Here is a 15,213-nt window from a genome sequence, read left to right on the forward strand (position 1 = left end):
GCGACCTGATTATCTTCTCAGTCCGCCCATCCCACGAGGGGGTGAACGGCCAGATTGCTGCACTTGCGAACCTGCCAGCCCGTGGGGGCCTCGGCGAGTTGCGCTTCGCGCGGCATCGCTGCAAATACCGAACTTCCCGAACCGGTCATCCGGGCTTGGAGTCCTTGGCGACCGAGCCATTCGATGGCTTCGGTGACCGCGGGACAAAGCCGCTGGGCAACCGGCTGCAGATCGTTGCGACCAAAGTCGAATCCTTTTCCGATCCGTCCTTGATGCGATTCGCTATGTGCAGCAAAGCCCGAGATTATAGCAGCAGGAGTTGAGCGTTGCAGATCCTCTGCCGCAAAAATTTGTCGGGTATCGAGTCCCTCGGGTGGTTTCACCACCGCGAAGCAGCCTTGCGGCAGCTCGATCGGCGTGATGATCTCGCCGATTCCCTCGACCCAGGCATTGTGCCCGCGCAGGAAGAAGGGCACGTCGGCACCGAGCCCGAGGCCGATCTTCTCGAGGGCCGCGAGCGGCAGCTTCAGGCCCCACAGCCGGTTCAGCGCCAGCAGGCAGCTGGCCGCGTCGGAAGATCCGCCGCCCATTCCGGCTTGTGCCGGCACCTGCTTGGCGACGCCGATGTGGGCCCCCCACTGCGTGCCTGCGGCGGCCTGCAGCGCCTTGGCGGCGCGCACCACCAGGTCGTCGGCCGGCAGCGGTGTCGTGAGGTCCTCGCGCGTGATCAGGCCGTCGCTGCGTTTCTCGATGTGCAGCGTGTCGCACCAGTCGATCAGCATGAACACCGACTGCAGCAGGTGGTAGCCGTCGGCCCGCCGGCCCGTGATGTGCAGGAACAGGTTGAGCTTGGCCGGCGCCGGAAGGTCGTAGAGGGCCTTCATGCGCGTTCGAACACGATGCGCAGGTCGGCCCGGGGCGTCGGCGACTCGCGCGTGGCCTGCAGTCGGCCGGCCGCCACCTGCGACAGGTCGGGCCGCCAGCCGGGCACGGGCTCTTCGCGTCCGGCGAGCCAGGCGAACAGGGCGCCCACGGGGATCGCTGCGCCGGTCGCAGCCTCGATCAGGGCGTCGACCGAGTCGTAGCGGCGGGTCTCGCTGCCGTTTCGCAGCAGGGCTTCCCCAGGCGCCCAGTGAAGCTGGGCCAGGGTGCTGCCGATCGGGCTCGTGAGCACCAGCTCGCCGGCCTGCGGCGCGCCGCGCAGCTCGAACAGCGCCGAGAAGCTCTGGTTCGGCTCGCCGTCGATGCGCAGCGAGAGGCGTCCGCTCCAGGCCTCGGCGCGGGCCGCGCCGGCAGGGCCCACCGGACTTGCGCAGCCGGCCAGCAGCGCCAAGCCGGCCGCACCGGCCAGCAGCGCCCCACGGCGGTTCAAAGCTTCACGTGCAGGCGCTTGAGCGTTTCCTGCAGCGTCTCGTTGTCCGCATCCGCGAGCGACGCTTCCTTCCAGATGGTCACTGCGCGATCGCGCTGGCCGGCGGCCCAGAGCACTTCGCCCAGGTGGGCGCCGATCTCGGGGTCGGGGCGGCGCTTGTAGGCGTCCTCGAGGATGCGCAGGGCTTCGGCCGTGTTGCCCAGCCGGTATTCGACCCAGCCCAGGCTGTCGGCGATGAACGGATCCTCGGGCGCCAGCTGCACCGCCTTCTGGATCAGCGAGCGGGCTTCCTCGAGCCGCACCTTGCGATCGGCCAGCGAATAGCCGAGCGCGTTGTAGGCGTTCTGGTTGTCCGGCTTGAGCTCGATCACGCGGCGCAGCAGCCGCTCCATTTCGTCGAGGCGGTTGAGCTTCTCGGCCACCATGGCCTGGTCGTAGATCAGGTCGGTGTCGGTCGGCGCCGCGGCGCTGGCCTGGGCCAGCATGTCGAAGGCGGACTGGTACTGCTTGGCATCGCGCAGCAGCTGCACCTCGGTGAGGAATTTCTGCTTCTTCTCGTCCGCGGTGCGCTCGGGCAGGCTGCGCACCAGCTCGCGTGCTTGCGCCAGTTTGCCCTGGCGGGCCAGCAGCGCGGCGCGGCGCGCCTGGGCGCCGACCAGGTCGTCGGTGCTGTCGATGCGGCCCAGCCAGGTCTCGGCGCCGGCGAAGTCCTTGCGCCGTTCGGCCAGCTGCGCCATCAGCAGGTAGGCCTGGGTCAGGCCGCGCTCGCGGCCTTCAGGGTCGCGCAGCGTGGGGGCGAGCGAGATGAAGCGATTGATCGAGGCCTCGGCCGCCTTGTCCTGCCGCGCCTGGGTCTGCAGGCTGCCCAGCAGCAGCCAGGGCTCGGGCAGTTCGGGGCGGGCCGCGGTGAGCGTCGTGAGCTCGGCCGAGGCCTCGGCGTAGCGCCGTCCCTCGACCAGGGCCCGGGCGTAGCCGACGCGCATTTCGGGCTGGGCCTTGGGCCCCGCGAGGTAGCGCTTGACGATCGGCTCGGCCAGGGGCTGGGCGGGGTCCATGATGTCGAGCGCGAGCAGCGCCGGGCCTTCGGAGGAAGGATCGAGCTGCTGGCCCTTGATGGCGGCTTCGAGCGCGCCCGAGGTGTCGCCGGCGGCCAGCCGCAGGCGGCCCACCGTGGCCCAGGCGGCGCCGCCGGTGGCGGGGCTCGCCAGTTCGTCGGCCAGCGCCTGCTCGACCACCGAGGCGGCGAGCTTCTTGTCGGTCGCCCTCGCGTAGTTGCGCGCGATCACGGCCATCAGGAAGGGCCGCTCGACCTGGGGCGTGGCGGCCAATTCGGCGCGCAGCGGCTCCACCGTCTCGGCGATGCGGTTGAGCGCGATCAGGATCTGGAGCTCGAAGCGGCGCGCCTCGCGCGAATCAGGCAGGGTGTCCTTCCAGGCCCGGGCGGCCGCCAGGGCGGAATCGCCGGAGCGCGACTGCAGTGCGATCTCGACCGCCCGCTGGAACAGCTTGCCGTCGCGCGCACGGCGGGCGGCGTCGAGCACCAGCCCATAGGCGGCGCCCGGATCGGAGCGGGCGTTGAGTTCGCCCAGCAGCACCTCGTAGAAGAGCTCGGCGGTCATGGCCGACGGCTGGGCCTGCGCGCTCGCCTTGGAGGTCTCAGAAACCGCCGGTGCGCCGGGGGGCGGTGACGGATTGATGATCGGTGCGGGGCTGGTGGGCGAGGCAGGTGCGGGAGCTTCGGTCTGGCCTTGCGCTGCAAGCGCGATCAGGGCCAGGAAAGCGGCCGCCGCGAGGCGGGATCGGCGAAGCGCAAGGTTCATCGAAGCCATAATAATCCAAGGTTTTTGCGTCATGTCGCGTGGGGTTTCAACGCCGACGTTTTTTCATGTCTGCCTGCTCCCATGCCTGAACTGCCCGAAGTCGAAGTCACCCGTCGCGGATTCGCGGACCGCATCGCGGGCGCCCGGATCGAGGCGGTGCGGGTCGGCAAGCCGCTGCGCTGGGCACTGGCCGTGGAGCCCGGCGAACTGGTGGGGCGCACCGTGCTCGGTGTTCGCCGGCGCGGCAAGTACCTGCTGGTCGACCTCGATGCCGGCCTGCTGCTGATGCACCTGGGCATGTCGGGCAGCCTGCGCTTCGACGCCCTGCTGCCGACCCCGGGCGCGCACGATCATTTCGACCTGGTGACCAGCCACGGCACGCTGCGGCTCAACGATCCGCGCCGCTTCGGCGCCGTGGTCCACGTCGAGGACGAGGCTTCGCCGCTGGCGCGCAAGCTGCTCGGCGGGCTGGGCATGGAGCCGCTGGGCGACGCCTTCGACTTCGAGGCCTTCCATGCCGGCCTGCGCCGTCGCCGCGCACCGATCAAGCAGGTGCTGCTGGCAGGCGACGTGGTGGTGGGCGTGGGCAACATCTATGCCTCCGAGGCACTCTTCCTCGCCGGCATCCGCCCGACGCTGTCGGCCGCGCGCATCAGCCGGCCGCGTGCGCTGCGCCTGCATGCGGCAGTGCGGGACATCCTGGCACGGGCGGTCGAACGCGGCGGCAGCACCTTGCGGGACTTCTCGAACGTGGATGGCCAGAGCGGCTATTTCCAGCTCGAAGCCACGGTTTACGGCCGCAAGGGCGAGCCGTGTAGGGTCTGCGCGACACCGGTACGGGTGATCCGCCAGGGGCAGCGGGCCACGTATTTCTGTCCAGTGTGCCAAAAGCATTGAATCCCGAGAGTGATTGATGCTCTGATAGACGCCCCGATGCTATATTTTGTAAGTCGCCCTTACAAATCCTGCTTTGACCGATTCCTTCAATCAGCAATTCGACAAGCACGGCGCTTGGCGGCGCAATTTTGCGCACCGCCTCAAGTGGTTGTCCCGCTGGCTGAATGAGAACGAATTACTGAATCAAAGCGTGGCCGAGCGGCTGCGCGATCTCGAGTCGCAACTGCGCACCAGCAAGGTCATGGTGGCTTTCGTGGCCGAGTTCTCGCGCGGCAAGTCCGAGCTGATCAACGCCATCTTCTTCGCCGCCTACGGTCGCCGGATCATGCCAGCGAGCGCGGGCCGCACCACGATGTGCCCAACGGAACTGGGCTACGACCCGGCGCTCGCGCCCAGTCTGCGGCTGCTCCCGATCGAGACCCGGCTCGAAGCCCATTCGCTGGCCCATTGGCGCGACGAGCCTGGGCGCTGGACCGAGATCGCGATCGACGTCGAGAACGCCGAGCAGTTGTCGCAGTCGATGAGCAAGGTGGCCGAGGTGCGCTGGGTACCGCTCGAGGAAGCCCGTGCCCTCGGCTTCTGGAGCGACGATGTCCCGGACGACAACCCGGTGCCCGATTCCGACGGCCGGGTCGAGATTCCGCGCTGGCGCCACGCGGTGCTGAACATGCCGCATCCGCTGCTGGAGCAGGGGCTGGTCATCCTCGACACGCCCGGACTCAACGCGATCGGTGCCGAGCCCGAACTCACGGTGAGCCTGATTCCGCAGGCCCATGCGGTGGTTTTCATCCTCGGCGCCGACACCGGCGTGACCCGCTCCGATCTTTCGATCTGGCGCGAGCATCTCGTGACCGAGGGCGATCTCAGCGAAACCCGGATCGTGGTGCTCAACAAGATCGACACCATGTGGGACATCCTGAGCACGCCGGCTCAGATCGACGCCCAGATCCAGCGCCAGCGCAAGGGCGCGGCCGACCTGCTCGGCGTCCCGCTGGCGCAGGTGCTGCCGGTCTCGGCGCAGAAGGGGCTGCAGGCCAAGATCCGCCGCGACGTGCCGTTGCTCCAGGCCAGCCGGCTGCCGGCGCTCGAGGCGGTGCTCGGCGAGGGCCTGCTCGGCAAGCGCGAGACCATGCTCCGGCTGGCGGTCGAGGCCGGCATCGTCGCCCTGCGGACCGAGGCCGCGCGCATCCTCAACGTGCGCCAGCGCGACCTGTCCGAGCAGGCGCTCGAACTGCAGGGCCTGCGCGGCAAGAACGGTTCGGTGATCCGCCACATGCGCACGCGCATCGAGCAGGAACAGACCGAGTTCGAAGGCAGCAATGCCCGCATCCTGGCGCTGCGCTCGGTGCAGGGCAAGTTGCTGCGCGAGGTCTACGCGGTGCTCGGCAGCACCGCGCTCAAGGCCGACATGGGCCGCCTGGCGGCGGCGCTCAAGCGGCGCGGCATCAAGTTCAGCGTGCGCAAGCTCTACGCCGAGACCTTCGAGTCGCTGCGCAACAACCTGCGCGAGGTGCAGGCGACCAGCGCCGAGATCCAGTCGATGCTGCACGCCACCTTCAGGCAGCTCAACGCCGAGCACGGCTTCACGCTGCAGGCCCCGCCGGAGCCCGACCTGTCGGACTTCGAGCAGCAGCTCGACCAGATCGAACGCAGCCATGTCCACTACCTGGGCGTGGGCAACATGCTCAAGCTGGCCCAGCCCGATTTCTGCGACAAGCTGGTGCGCGCGCTGGCCAGCCGGCTGCGGGTGGTCAACGAGGCCGCCATGACCGAGGTCGAGCGCTGGAGCAAGGGCGCAGGCGCCCAGCTCGATGCGCAGCTCAAGGAGCGGCGCCGCAACTTCACCAAGCGCATCGAGGCCGTGGAGCGCATCCAGGGCGCCGCCGGCAGCCTCGACGAGCGCCTGGCCGAGCTGTCGGCCCAGGAGGCCAACCTGGGCGAACTGCACCGGCGGCTGGCCGAACTCACCGCCTTGCTGGCCAGCAACGAAGCGCCGAACGCGCCGCAGGCACGGACCGAACTTGTCGCCTGAGAGTTCGCAGGGGCGCGCAGCGGGCTTCGCCGAGCGCATCGTGGCCTGGCAGCGCACGCATGGCCGCAGCGAGCTGCCGTGGCAGAACACGCGTGATCCCTATCGCGTCTGGCTGTCCGAAGTGATGCTGCAGCAGACCCAGGTCAGCACCGTGCTCGACTACTTCGCGCGCTTCCTGGCGCGGTTCCCGTCGGTGGCCGACCTGGCTGCGGGCACCGAGGACGAGGTGCTCGGACTCTGGAGCGGCCTCGGCTACTACAGCCGCGCGCGCAACATGCATCGTTGCGCGCAGGAGGTGGTGGCGCGCTTCGGCGGTGAATTTCCGCGAACGGCGGCCGACCTGCAGACATTGCCGGGCATCGGCCGCTCGACCGCGGCCGCGATCGCGGCCTTCTGCTTCGGCGAGCGGGTCGCGATCCTGGACGGCAATGTCAAGCGGGTGCTGACCCGGCTGCTGGCATTCGATGGCGATCTGTCGTCCGCCGCGCAGGAGCGGCTGCTGTGGAACGAGGCGACCGGACTGCTGCCGCCGGCGGAGGACCGGCTCGCCATCGCCGGCTACACGCAGGGCCTGATGGACCTGGGCGCCACCGTTTGCCTGCCGCGCAAGCCCAGTTGCATGATCTGCCCGGTGAGCGACCTGTGCGCGGGCCGCAGGCAGGGCGCGCCGGAAAACTACCCGGTCAAGACCCGCAAGCTGCGGCGCACTTCGCAGTCGCTGTGGATGCTGCTGGCGCGCGATCCGCAAGGGCGCGTGTGGCTGGAGAAGCGGCCGTCGCGCGGCATCTGGGCCGGGCTCTACTGCCTGCCGGTCTTCGAGAGCCGGGAAGCCTTGATGCAGACGCTCCCCGCCGGGGACCGCGCCGATGCGCGCGATGAAGCCGGCTTTCTGCACGTGCTCACGCACAAGGATCTGCATCTGCATCCGGTGGCGATCGAGCGCGGCATCGAGCCGCTGGCCGAGGCGGGCGGCTGGTTCGCGGTGTCCGACTGGACCGCGCTCGGCCTTCCTGCGCCGGTGCGCAAGCTGCTGCTGAGCCGCGGGGATTAGGCGCCGTCGAGCTCGCGGTGCCGCTTGAGGGCGGCCCATCGGGCGCCGAATCCGCGCGCCAGCTGCTCGACCAGGAACACCGATCGGTGCTGGCCGCCGGTGCAGCCGATGGCCACCGTGACATAGCTGCGATGGTCGCGCACCAAGGCGTCGAGCCAGCGCTGCAGGAACTGCTCGATGTCGCCGTACATGCGGGCCACGTCCTCGTGTTCGCGCAGCCATTCGACCACCGGCGCATCGCGCCCGGTCAGGGCGCGCAGGTTCGGCACGTAGTGCGGATTGGGCAGCATGCGGACATCGAAGACGAAGTCGGCATCGAGCGGCACGCCGCGCTTGAAGGCGAAGGACTCGAACACCAGCGTAAGCGCGCTCTCGGGGGCCGAGATCAGCGCCTTGACGTAACTCTGGAGCTGCGCCGGGCGGATGATGCTGGTGTCGATGACGTCGGCACCGTCGCGCAGGTCGGCCAGCAGCTCGCGCTCCAGCTCGATCGCCTGCACCAGCACGCGCTGCTGCTCCGGCGCGTCGGTGCGGCCTTCCTGGCGCGACAGCGGATGGCGGCGCCGGGTTTCCGAATAGCGGCGCACCAGCGCATCGGTGGTGGCGTCGAGGAAGAGCGAGCGCAGCGAGACGCCCTGCTGGCGCAGGCCTTCGAGCTGCTGCGGCACCAGCGGCAGCGAGACGCCGCTGCGCACGTCCATCGCGATCCCCACCTTGTCGACCTTCTGCTGCTGCTGCAGCACGATGAAGGGCGCGAGCAGCTCGGGCGGCAGGTTGTCGACGCAGTAGTAGCCGGCGTCCTCGAGCGCGTGCAGGGCGACGGATTTTCCGGAGCCGGACATGCCGGTGATGAGTACGAGTTCGAGGCTCATGTCGCTGCCGCCTGGGTCTTCTGCCCCAGCATCTCGCGGGCATGCGCCAGCGAGGTCCGGGAGACGCGCTCGCCGCCCAGCATCCGGGCGACCTCCTGGGCGCGGCCTTCGTCGTCGAGCGCCGCGACGCTGCTTTCGGTGCGGGCGGCAGCCTGGCCCTTGGCCGCGGTCTGCCGCTTGGCCACGACCAGATGGTGATCCGCGCAAGCCGCCACCTGCGGCAGGTGGGTCACGGCCAGCACCTGGCGGTCGCGGCCGAGCTGCTTCATGAGCCGGCCGACGGTCTCGGCGACAGCGCCGCCGACGCCGGCATCGACCTCGTCGAAGATCAGCGTCTGGGCGGCGCCGAGCTCGCTGGTCGTGACCGCGATCGCCAGCGCGATGCGCGAGAGCTCGCCGCCCGAGGCCACCTTGCCGATCGAGCGCGGCGTGCTGCCGGCATGGCCGCTGACCAGGAAGGAGATCTCCTCGAGGCCGGCGCGGCCGGGCTGGGCGAGCGGTTGCAGCGCGACCTCGAAGCGGCCGCCCTTCATGCCGAGTTCCTGCATGGCCTGCGTCACCGCCTGCGAGAGCTTGGGCGCGGCCTGCTTGCGGGCCTTGGCCAGGGCCTTGGCTTCTTTCAGGTAGGCCTGCTGCGCCGACTGCTCGGCGCGCTCGAGGGCGTCGAGGTCGCTCTGGGCGTCCAGCGCCTTCAACTCGGCCTGCCAGCCGGCGAGCAAGGCCGGCAGCTCGGCCGGCGGACGCCGGTAGCGGCGCGCCAGCGACATCCAGCTGCCCATGCGCTCGTCGAGCTCGGCGAGGCGCTCCGGGTCGGTGTCGGCCTGGCGCAGGTAGCTGTGCAGCGAATGCGCGGCATCGGAGGCCTGGGCCACGCTCGATGCGAGCACCTCGCCCAGCGCCTTGAATTCGGGCTCGATGTGCTCGCAGTTCTGCAGCAGCGTGAGGGCGCGGCCCAGTGCGACCAGGGCGCCGCCGTCGTCGTCCTCGAGCGCGTTGCTGGCGCCCTCGGCGGCATCGATCAGCGCCTGGGCGTTGGAGATGCGGCTGTGGGCGGCCGAAAGCTCCTCCCATTCGTCCTCGCCCGGCGCCAGCTTGGCGACTTCTGCCACCTGCCACTGGAGCCGCTCGCGTTCGCGCTGCAGCGAATCCTGGGCCGAGCGGGCGGTATCGAGTGCGCCTGTCGCCTGCCGCCAGACCTGCCAGGCGCCCTCGAGCGCGCCGGTGTCGACGCCCGCGTAGGCGTCGAGCAGGCCGCGCACGGCTTCGGGCCGGGTCAGGCTCTGCCAGGCGTGCTGCCCGTGGATGTCCAGCAGGCGGTCGCCGAGTTCGCGCAACTGGGTGGCGGTGGCCGGGCTGCCGTTGATCCAGCCGCGGCTGCGTCCCTGGAGATCGACCGTGCGGCGCAGCAGCAAGGCATCGCCGCCTTCGAACCCGCCATCGTCCAGCCAGCCGGCCAGCGCGGGGTCGGCGTCGAATTCGGCGCTGACGTCCAGCCGCTCGGCGCCTTCGCGCACCGCGCCCGCATCGGCACGGTTGCCGAGCGCGAGCTGCAGCGCGTCGATCAGTATCGATTTGCCGGCGCCGGTCTCGCCGGTCAAAACCGTGAACCCGGAAGAGAAGTCGAGCTCGAGGGCCCGCACGATCACGAAATCCCGCAGCGCAATGCGCCTCAACGCCATCTCAAGATCCCCCTTCGTTCCAATGCAGTTTCTTGCGCAAGGTGTCGAAATAGCTCCAGCCCCGCGGATGCAGGAAGCGCACCCGGTAATCCGAGCGGCGCACCATCACCTGGTCGCCGATGACCAGCGAGGCCAGCGATTGCATGTCGAAATTCGCGCTGGCGTCGCGCCCGCCGACCAGTTCCATCGTGACTTCGTCGGCATCGGGCAACAGCAGCGGGCGGTTCGACAGCGTGTGCGGCGCGATCGGCACCAGCACCCAGCCGCGCACTGCCGGATGCAGCAGCGGCCCGCCGGCCGAGAGCGCATAGGCAGTCGAGCCCGTGGGCGTCGAGATGATCATGCCGTCGGCGCGCTGGTTGGCGACGAAATGGCGGCCGACCGTGACCCGCAGCTCGACCATGCCCGAGGTGGCGCCGCGGTTGACCACCACGTCGTTCATGGCCAGGGTGTCGAACACCGACTGGCCGTCGCGGATCACCTTGGCCTGCATCAGGGTGCGCAGGTCTTCCTCGTACTCGCCGGCCAGCATCGGGATCAGCGTCGCCTGGTAGTTGTCGAGCGAGATGTCGGTGATGAAGCCGAGGCGGCCGCGGTTGATGCCGATCAGCGGCACGTCGTGCGGCGCCAGCTGGCGGCCGATGCCCAGCATGGTGCCGTCGCCGCCGACCACCAGGCCCAGGTCGCACTGCTGGCCGATTTCCTCGACCGTCAGCGCGGGATAGGGGCCGGTCTCGACCGGGTGGGCCTGCGACTTCTCGACGAACACCTTGCAGCCCTGCGATTCGAGGAAGGCGCCGATGCCCTCCATCACGTCGTCCTGCGCGCCGCATTGCGCCCGGGCGCCGGAGGCCTGGTATTTACCGATCAGTGCGACATGCCGAAAGCGGGAGCTCATTCACAAATTACAACATTAAAATCATTCGATGCTGGACGACCGTGCCAAGTTGCTGCTGAAGACTCTTGTCGAGCGCTACATCGCCGACGGGCAGCCCGTGGGGTCGCGCACCCTTTCGCGCGCGCCGGGCCTGGATCTGTCGCCGGCGACCATCCGCAACGTGATGTCCGACCTCGAGGTGCTCGGCCTCATCGCAAGCCCCCACACTTCTGCGGGTCGCATCCCTACCGCCAGGGGCTATCGCCTCTTCGTCGACACCATGCTGACCGCCGAGCGCGAGCAGTTCGCCTCGGCACCGAGCCTGGCGGCCGACCAGCCGCAGAAGGTGATCGCGAACGCCGCCAACCTGCTGTCGAACCTCTCGCAGTTCGTCGGCGTGGTGATGGCGCCGCGGCGCGCCTCGGTGTTCCGGCAGATCGAGTTCTTGCGCCTGTCCGACCGCCGGCTGCTGGTGATCATCGTCGCGCCCGACGGCGACGTGCAGAACCGCGTGATCTTCCCCGAGGTCGACTACACGCAGTCGCAGCTGGTCGAGGCCTCGAACTACATCAACGCCCATTTCGCGGGCCTCTCGATCGAGCAGGTGCGCGACCGGCTGCAGTCCGAGGTCGAGCAGTTGCGCGGCGAGATCGCGGCCCTGATGCAGGCGGCCGTGCAGGTCAGCTCCGAGGTCATGATCGAGGCCCAGGAGGAGGTCGTCATCGCGGGCGAGCGCAACCTGCTCGCGGTGACCGACTTTTCCAGCGACATGGGGCATCTGCGGCGCGCCTTCGAGCTGTTCGAGCACAAGACGCAGCTGATGCGCCTGCTCGATGTCTCGAGCCAGGCCGAGGGCGTGCGCATCTTCATCGGCGGCGAAAGCCAGGTGGTGCCCTTCGACGACCTGTCGATCGTCAGCGCGAACTACGAAGTCGACGGCCAGGTGGTCGGCACGCTCGGCGTCATCGGTCCGACCCGGATGCCCTACGAGCGAATGATCCAGATCGTCGACATCACCTCGAAGCTGGTCACCAACGCGCTGAGCCACCGCAAGTAGGACGGGCGCCGGGACCACTAGAATCCCTGGCGCGTGGGCCGTTAGCTCAGTTGGTCAGAGCAGCGGACTCATAATCCGTTGGTCCCTGGTTCAAGCCCAGGACGGCCTACCACCGACCACTCGTCGACCATGGGTTAGACTCCGTGTGCGATCGAGAAGAGTCTCCGCAGACTCGGATTCTTCCCCGGTGACAGCCCGGGACGAATCGTCCGCATGTCCTTGAGCTTCATTCCGGCCACCGGCTGGAAAGGCAGCTGAAATGCATGCTATAATCGCAAGCTGTGCGGCTGTAGCTCAGTTGGATAGAGTACTTGGCTACGAACCAAGGGGTCGTGGGTTCAATTCCTGCCAGCCGCACCACTCTCTGAATGGCCTGGAAGATTCATTTCTTCCAGGCCATTTTCTTTTGGGGGACTTTCGGGGGACTCGTGTTCTTCCGCCGTCCCTCCGCCTGCTCGAGCCGTAAGGTTGCCAGGCTCTTGTTCCACCGGCCGTCGTCGGCCTTGATCTTCTCCAGCGCCCCGTGCAACTCCACGATCTGGGCGACGCTGTAGCGCGCCGTGATCGTCCCTCAGCTGTGCCACAGGAGGGGCGTGCTTATTCCACGGCATCCTCAATTTTGTTGTTTTTCCAGGTTACAACTTGTGTTGAAATCGGCGAGGACCAAAAAGAGGAGAAGGTGTGAAGCTTGCGATCAGTCTGGCCTGCGTGGCCGTGCTCTTGGGTGGATGTGCTGGTTCGGGCCGTCCCTCGACCGGCCCAGGTTCCGGCTATGGCTCCACCTACGTCCCGGACGTCAAGCCGACGCCGACGGCGGCCCCTGACTATGACGCAACGGTCGCCAAGTGCCAGAAGCGCGCGGGCGACCTGCCGTACATCCGCTATGGCGAGCACGACGAGGCGACCTTCCTTGTCTCCGCCGGCACCGGCTACGCATTTGGCGTCGCCGCACCTTTTACCGGCATCTGGACGTTCTGGGCTGCTGTGCCGGTGGCCGTCGGCGTCGGTGCGTTCGCCTACTGGGTCGACGCGCCCGAGCGCCAGCGCTGGTACAAGCGCCAGGAATCCATGATGGCAGACTGCATGGCGCAGGCGGGCTATGAGAACCAGGACCCCAGCGTGAAGGTGACCTGGGTCAAGTTCAATCCGACGGTGCACACGCGCCGCTCGACGGGCGTGGACACCTACAACGCCGAGCGCCTGGCAAAGACCCGCAGCTGCCAAGTCGCGCCGATGGCCGATCTGGTGTCGAAGGGCCCGGGCTTCGAGATCTACCGCATTCCCTGCGCGGACCTCGGCAAGACGATGGTCGTGCGCTGCGAGTTCGGCAACTGCCGCGACACGGGGCCTGTGTTGGGCGCCACCGCGGACAAGATCCAGGTCGGGCAGAAGTAGGAGCGGTGGCACGATCCTGCAGAACAGATCGGCCAGTTCCGCAGCACCGCTGATCATCGGCACGCCAGGAAGGACTTTTTTCGTTTTGCCTTCCAGCCGACCTCCGACGACACTCCCTCGCACGCCTGCGCCCGCGGCGACAGCGATACCGAGGAGAACACCTGCATGCGCATCGTCAATGACAGCGAGCACTGCCGCCGCTGGTGGATCGGAACCAGGGCTGGCGATGCGGTCAAGAACACGCTCGATGCGAACGCCGATGGCGTCGTCAACGCCGGTGATTTCGTCGCCTGGGCCGTGTACATCTTCCATCTTCCCGCCTACACCGGGATGATCATCGTCGACAGCTTTCCCCTGGTGGCGCAGTTCTTCGCTGTCGACTGCAAGACCGGGTTCGGCTGGGGCGGCACGGTGGTCAGCCTTCTGGCCTGGATCTTCCTGGCCTACAGCGTGACCGCGTCCTCCAGATCGGGCGATAGGAACTAGGACGCGCGCAGGCCCTGGCCGAAGGGTGCACCGGCCGGCCCCGCGACCGGCCGGATGGCTTATTGGCCGCCACGGCGCCTGCCGCCAGAATCTTCCGCATGGAGACGATGGGCGACGAAGAACTCGCCGCTGCGGCCTACGTGCTGAGAAAGCGGGCCGAGCTGGGCGACCCCGACGCATTGGAGCAGGCGCGACGCATGGAGGCCGAGTTGAGCCGCCGGCTGGGCTCGACGCCATCCGGCCATGGTCCGCTGGAGCCGGAAGCCAAGCCTGCGCGGCCCTGGTGGCGTTTCTGGTAGCCGAACCGGGGGCGGTGGGGCGCGCTTCGGGCGCTGTTCGATCGGCTTGGCAAGCCGCGCGGATCGCGGCAGACTTTTCCGGGTCGACTTTTGATCAAGGAGAAGCGTCATGAAATCAATCCTCCGTTCGACATCGAGCGTGCTGCTCGCCGGCGTTGCAATGCTCGGCGCAGCGGTGGCGCAGGCCCAGGGCAGCAACATGCCCAACTGCGAAGACCCGCGCGTCGACCGCACCGCCTGCTACCGCGAAGCGGCTGCGGCGCAGGAAGCAAAACGCCAGGGTCTCTTGAACAGCCCCGGCGGCTACGACAAGAACGCGCTCGCACGCTGCCAGCGGCAGCCCGAAAGTGCCCGCGCCGCCTGCGAGCAGCGCGTGCTGGGCACCGGCAACACCACCATCCGCGGCAGTGTGCAGGGTGGCGGCAAGATCCGCACCACCGAGGTGCCGGTGCCGGCGAAGAACTGAGCTTCGGGCGTTAGGCTATCTTCGGCTCATCAGGGGGACAGGCCCCTGGGGAGCCCAGATGTTTTCGCATGTCTTCGTGAGCGTGAGCGACTTCGAGCGCGCACTGCGTTTCTATCAACCGCTGATGCAGGGCCTGGGGCTCGAGCGCCGCTTTTGCGAACCCGAGAGACCCTGGGCCGGCTGGCACAGCGCAGGCCGGTCGCGGCCCTTCTTCGTGATCTGCAAGCCGCACGACGGCCTGCCGCACGCACCCGGCAACGGCCAGATGATGGCCTTCGCCGCGGCCGACCGCGCGATGGTGCGCGCGGTGCACGACATCGCGCTCGCCCATGGCGGGACTTGCGAAGGCGCACCCGGCCTGCGGACGCACTATCACCCGGACTACTACGGGGCCTACTTTCGAGACCCCGACGGCAACAAGTTCGGCGTCGCCTGCCATGCGCCGGAGGCCGAGGCGGGCGCCGGGATCCGGATCGCCACGTACGCGGACCCGGTGCACCGCGAGCAGGTGGTCCGTCTCTGGGGCCGCACGTTCAGCTACGGCACGGCGCACAACGACCCGGCCCTCGGCATCGACAAGAAGCTGGCGGTCGCCGACGGCCTCTTCTTCGTCGCGCTGGCGCAGGCTTCGGTGATCGGCACGGTGCTCGCGGGCTACGACGGGCATCGGGGCTGGCTGTACTCGGTGGCCGTCGACCCGGGGCACCGGTCCCGGGGTGTCGGCACGGCCTTGGTGAGGCACGCGGAGCGCGCCCTGACCGATCGGGGCTGCATGAAGATCAACCTGCAGATCGCCCCTGGCAACGAATCGGTGGCGGCGTTCTACGAAGCGCTGGGCTATGGGGTCGAGCCGCGCGTCAGCATGGGAAAGCGGATCGCCGCCAACATCCCCGGCGGCGGCGCCTGAGCC

Annotated in this window: 15 protein-coding genes, 2 tRNA genes and 1 pseudogene; 12 read left to right on the forward strand and 6 right to left on the reverse strand. The window is 68.6% G+C overall.

Annotated features, from left to right (window positions below):
• Nucleotides 1-17: 17 nt before the first annotated feature.
• From ispE to QTI45_RS23850, 3 genes are read right to left on the reverse strand one after another with little or no spacing between them, the layout of a single operon-like run.
• On the reverse strand, nucleotides 18-884 hold the full coding sequence (ispE, locus tag QTI45_RS23840; RefSeq protein ID WP_286369951.1) for a 4-(cytidine 5'-diphospho)-2-C-methyl-D-erythritol kinase: 867 nt from the start codon (nucleotides 882-884) through the stop codon (nucleotides 18-20).
• Complete coding sequence (locus QTI45_RS23845; RefSeq protein WP_286656072.1) at nucleotides 881-1,372, reverse strand: lipoprotein insertase outer membrane protein LolB; 492 nt, start codon at nucleotides 1,370-1,372, stop codon at nucleotides 881-883. The genes ispE and QTI45_RS23845 overlap by 4 nt, the downstream gene beginning before the upstream one ends.
• Nucleotides 1,369-3,192, reverse strand: coding sequence for a tetratricopeptide repeat protein (locus QTI45_RS23850; RefSeq protein WP_286656073.1), 1,824 nt, complete (start codon nucleotides 3,190-3,192; stop codon nucleotides 1,369-1,371). The genes QTI45_RS23845 and QTI45_RS23850 overlap by 4 nt, the downstream gene beginning before the upstream one ends.
• An 81-nt stretch (nucleotides 3,193-3,273) precedes the next feature.
• On the opposite strand from QTI45_RS23850, the gene mutM reads away from it, so the two are divergent.
• From mutM to mutY, 3 genes are all read left to right on the forward strand, one after another.
• Complete coding sequence (mutM, locus tag QTI45_RS23855; RefSeq protein ID WP_286656074.1) at nucleotides 3,274-4,089, forward strand: bifunctional DNA-formamidopyrimidine glycosylase/DNA-(apurinic or apyrimidinic site) lyase; 816 nt, start codon at nucleotides 3,274-3,276, stop codon at nucleotides 4,087-4,089.
• A gap of 73 nt (nucleotides 4,090-4,162) precedes the next feature.
• Nucleotides 4,163-6,121 (forward strand): dynamin family protein, encoded by a 1,959-nt coding sequence (locus QTI45_RS23860; protein WP_286369947.1) that lies wholly within the window; start codon nucleotides 4,163-4,165, stop codon nucleotides 6,119-6,121.
• On the forward strand, nucleotides 6,111-7,172 hold the full coding sequence (mutY, locus tag QTI45_RS23865; RefSeq protein WP_286656075.1) for an A/G-specific adenine glycosylase: 1,062 nt from the start codon (nucleotides 6,111-6,113) through the stop codon (nucleotides 7,170-7,172). The genes QTI45_RS23860 and mutY overlap by 11 nt, the downstream gene beginning before the upstream one ends.
• Here mutY and rapZ read toward each other — a convergent pair.
• Genes rapZ through QTI45_RS23880 form a run of 3 tightly spaced genes read right to left on the reverse strand, consistent with a single transcriptional unit; the run spans nucleotide 7,169 to nucleotide 10,621 of the window.
• Nucleotides 7,169-8,044, reverse strand: a complete 876-nt coding sequence (rapZ, locus tag QTI45_RS23870; RefSeq protein WP_286656076.1) for an RNase adapter RapZ — start codon at nucleotides 8,042-8,044, stop codon at nucleotides 7,169-7,171. The two genes, mutY and rapZ, sit on opposite strands and share 4 nt — an antisense overlap.
• On the reverse strand, nucleotides 8,041-9,723 hold the full coding sequence (recN, locus tag QTI45_RS23875) for a DNA repair protein RecN (protein WP_286656077.1): 1,683 nt from the start codon (nucleotides 9,721-9,723) through the stop codon (nucleotides 8,041-8,043). The genes rapZ and recN overlap by 4 nt, the downstream gene beginning before the upstream one ends.
• 1 nt (nucleotide 9,724) lies before the next feature.
• The gene (locus QTI45_RS23880; RefSeq protein WP_286369943.1) at nucleotides 9,725-10,621 is read right to left on the reverse strand and encodes an NAD kinase; all 897 of its coding nucleotides are present in this window, start codon (nucleotides 10,619-10,621) and stop codon (nucleotides 9,725-9,727) included.
• A 28-nt stretch (nucleotides 10,622-10,649) separates the two neighbouring features.
• Between QTI45_RS23880 and hrcA the strand changes: the two genes are divergently transcribed.
• The 9 genes and pseudogenes from hrcA (at nucleotide 10,650) to QTI45_RS23925 (ending at nucleotide 15,210) form a co-directional block, all read left to right on the forward strand.
• Nucleotides 10,650-11,657 carry a heat-inducible transcriptional repressor HrcA gene (hrcA, locus tag QTI45_RS23885; RefSeq protein ID WP_286369942.1) on the forward strand — a complete coding sequence of 336 codons (1,008 nt, stop codon included), beginning with the start codon at nucleotides 10,650-10,652 and terminating at the stop codon, nucleotides 11,655-11,657.
• A 35-nt stretch (nucleotides 11,658-11,692) separates the two neighbouring features.
• Nucleotides 11,693-11,769: transfer RNA gene (locus tag QTI45_RS23890), tRNA-Ile, on the forward strand.
• A 171-nt stretch (nucleotides 11,770-11,940) separates the two neighbouring features.
• Nucleotides 11,941-12,017: transfer RNA gene (locus QTI45_RS23895), tRNA-Arg, on the forward strand.
• 321 nt (nucleotides 12,018-12,338) lie between these two features.
• The gene (locus tag QTI45_RS23900) at nucleotides 12,339-13,052 is read left to right on the forward strand and encodes a hypothetical protein (RefSeq protein ID WP_286656078.1); all 714 of its coding nucleotides are present in this window, start codon (nucleotides 12,339-12,341) and stop codon (nucleotides 13,050-13,052) included.
• Between the two features lie 165 nt (nucleotides 13,053-13,217).
• Entirely contained in the window at nucleotides 13,218-13,538 is a 321-nt protein-coding gene (locus tag QTI45_RS23905) for a hypothetical protein (RefSeq protein ID WP_286656079.1), read from the forward strand.
• Nucleotides 13,539-13,636: 98 nt separating this feature from the next.
• Complete coding sequence (locus QTI45_RS23910; protein WP_286369939.1) at nucleotides 13,637-13,837, forward strand: hypothetical protein; 201 nt, start codon at nucleotides 13,637-13,639, stop codon at nucleotides 13,835-13,837.
• A gap of 109 nt (nucleotides 13,838-13,946) precedes the next feature.
• A complete protein-coding gene (locus tag QTI45_RS23915; protein ID WP_286369938.1) occupies nucleotides 13,947-14,303 on the forward strand; it encodes a hypothetical protein in 357 nt (118 codons plus the stop codon).
• A gap of 58 nt (nucleotides 14,304-14,361) precedes the next feature.
• A pseudogene (locus QTI45_RS23920) lies at nucleotides 14,362-14,748 on the forward strand (VOC family protein); the annotation flags it as partial.
• A gap of 21 nt (nucleotides 14,749-14,769) precedes the next feature.
• Nucleotides 14,770-15,210 (forward strand): GNAT family acetyltransferase, encoded by a 441-nt coding sequence (locus tag QTI45_RS23925; protein ID WP_444813305.1) that lies wholly within the window; start codon nucleotides 14,770-14,772, stop codon nucleotides 15,208-15,210.
• Nucleotides 15,211-15,213: the final 3 nt, after the last annotated feature.

It is taken from the genome of Variovorax saccharolyticus, from assembly GCF_030316765.1.
In the GTDB taxonomy this organism is placed as follows: domain Bacteria; phylum Pseudomonadota; class Gammaproteobacteria; order Burkholderiales; family Burkholderiaceae_C; genus Variovorax; species Variovorax saccharolyticus.

Excerpts from the sequence above, each read along its gene's own strand:
- ispE (WP_286369951.1), bottom strand. The coding sequence starts at position 884 with ATGAAGGCCCTCTACGACCTTCCGGCGCCGGCCAAGCTCAACCTGTTC.
- QTI45_RS23850 (WP_286656073.1), bottom strand. The coding sequence starts at position 3,192 with ATGAACCTTGCGCTTCGCCGATCCCGCCTCGCGGCGGCCGCTTTCCTG.
- mutM (WP_286656074.1), top strand. The coding sequence starts at position 3,274 with ATGCCTGAACTGCCCGAAGTCGAAGTCACCCGTCGCGGATTCGCGGAC.
- rapZ (WP_286656076.1), bottom strand. The coding sequence starts at position 8,044 with ATGAGCCTCGAACTCGTACTCATCACCGGCATGTCCGGCTCCGGAAAA.
- recN (WP_286656077.1), bottom strand. The coding sequence starts at position 9,723 with ATGGCGTTGAGGCGCATTGCGCTGCGGGATTTCGTGATCGTGCGGGCC.
- QTI45_RS23880 (WP_286369943.1), bottom strand. The coding sequence starts at position 10,621 with ATGAGCTCCCGCTTTCGGCATGTCGCACTGATCGGTAAATACCAGGCC.
- hrcA (WP_286369942.1), top strand. The coding sequence starts at position 10,650 with ATGCTGGACGACCGTGCCAAGTTGCTGCTGAAGACTCTTGTCGAGCGC.
- QTI45_RS23905 (WP_286656079.1), top strand. The coding sequence starts at position 13,218 with ATGCGCATCGTCAATGACAGCGAGCACTGCCGCCGCTGGTGGATCGGA.
- QTI45_RS23910 (WP_286369939.1), top strand. The coding sequence starts at position 13,637 with ATGGAGACGATGGGCGACGAAGAACTCGCCGCTGCGGCCTACGTGCTG.
- QTI45_RS23915 (WP_286369938.1), top strand. The coding sequence starts at position 13,947 with ATGAAATCAATCCTCCGTTCGACATCGAGCGTGCTGCTCGCCGGCGTT.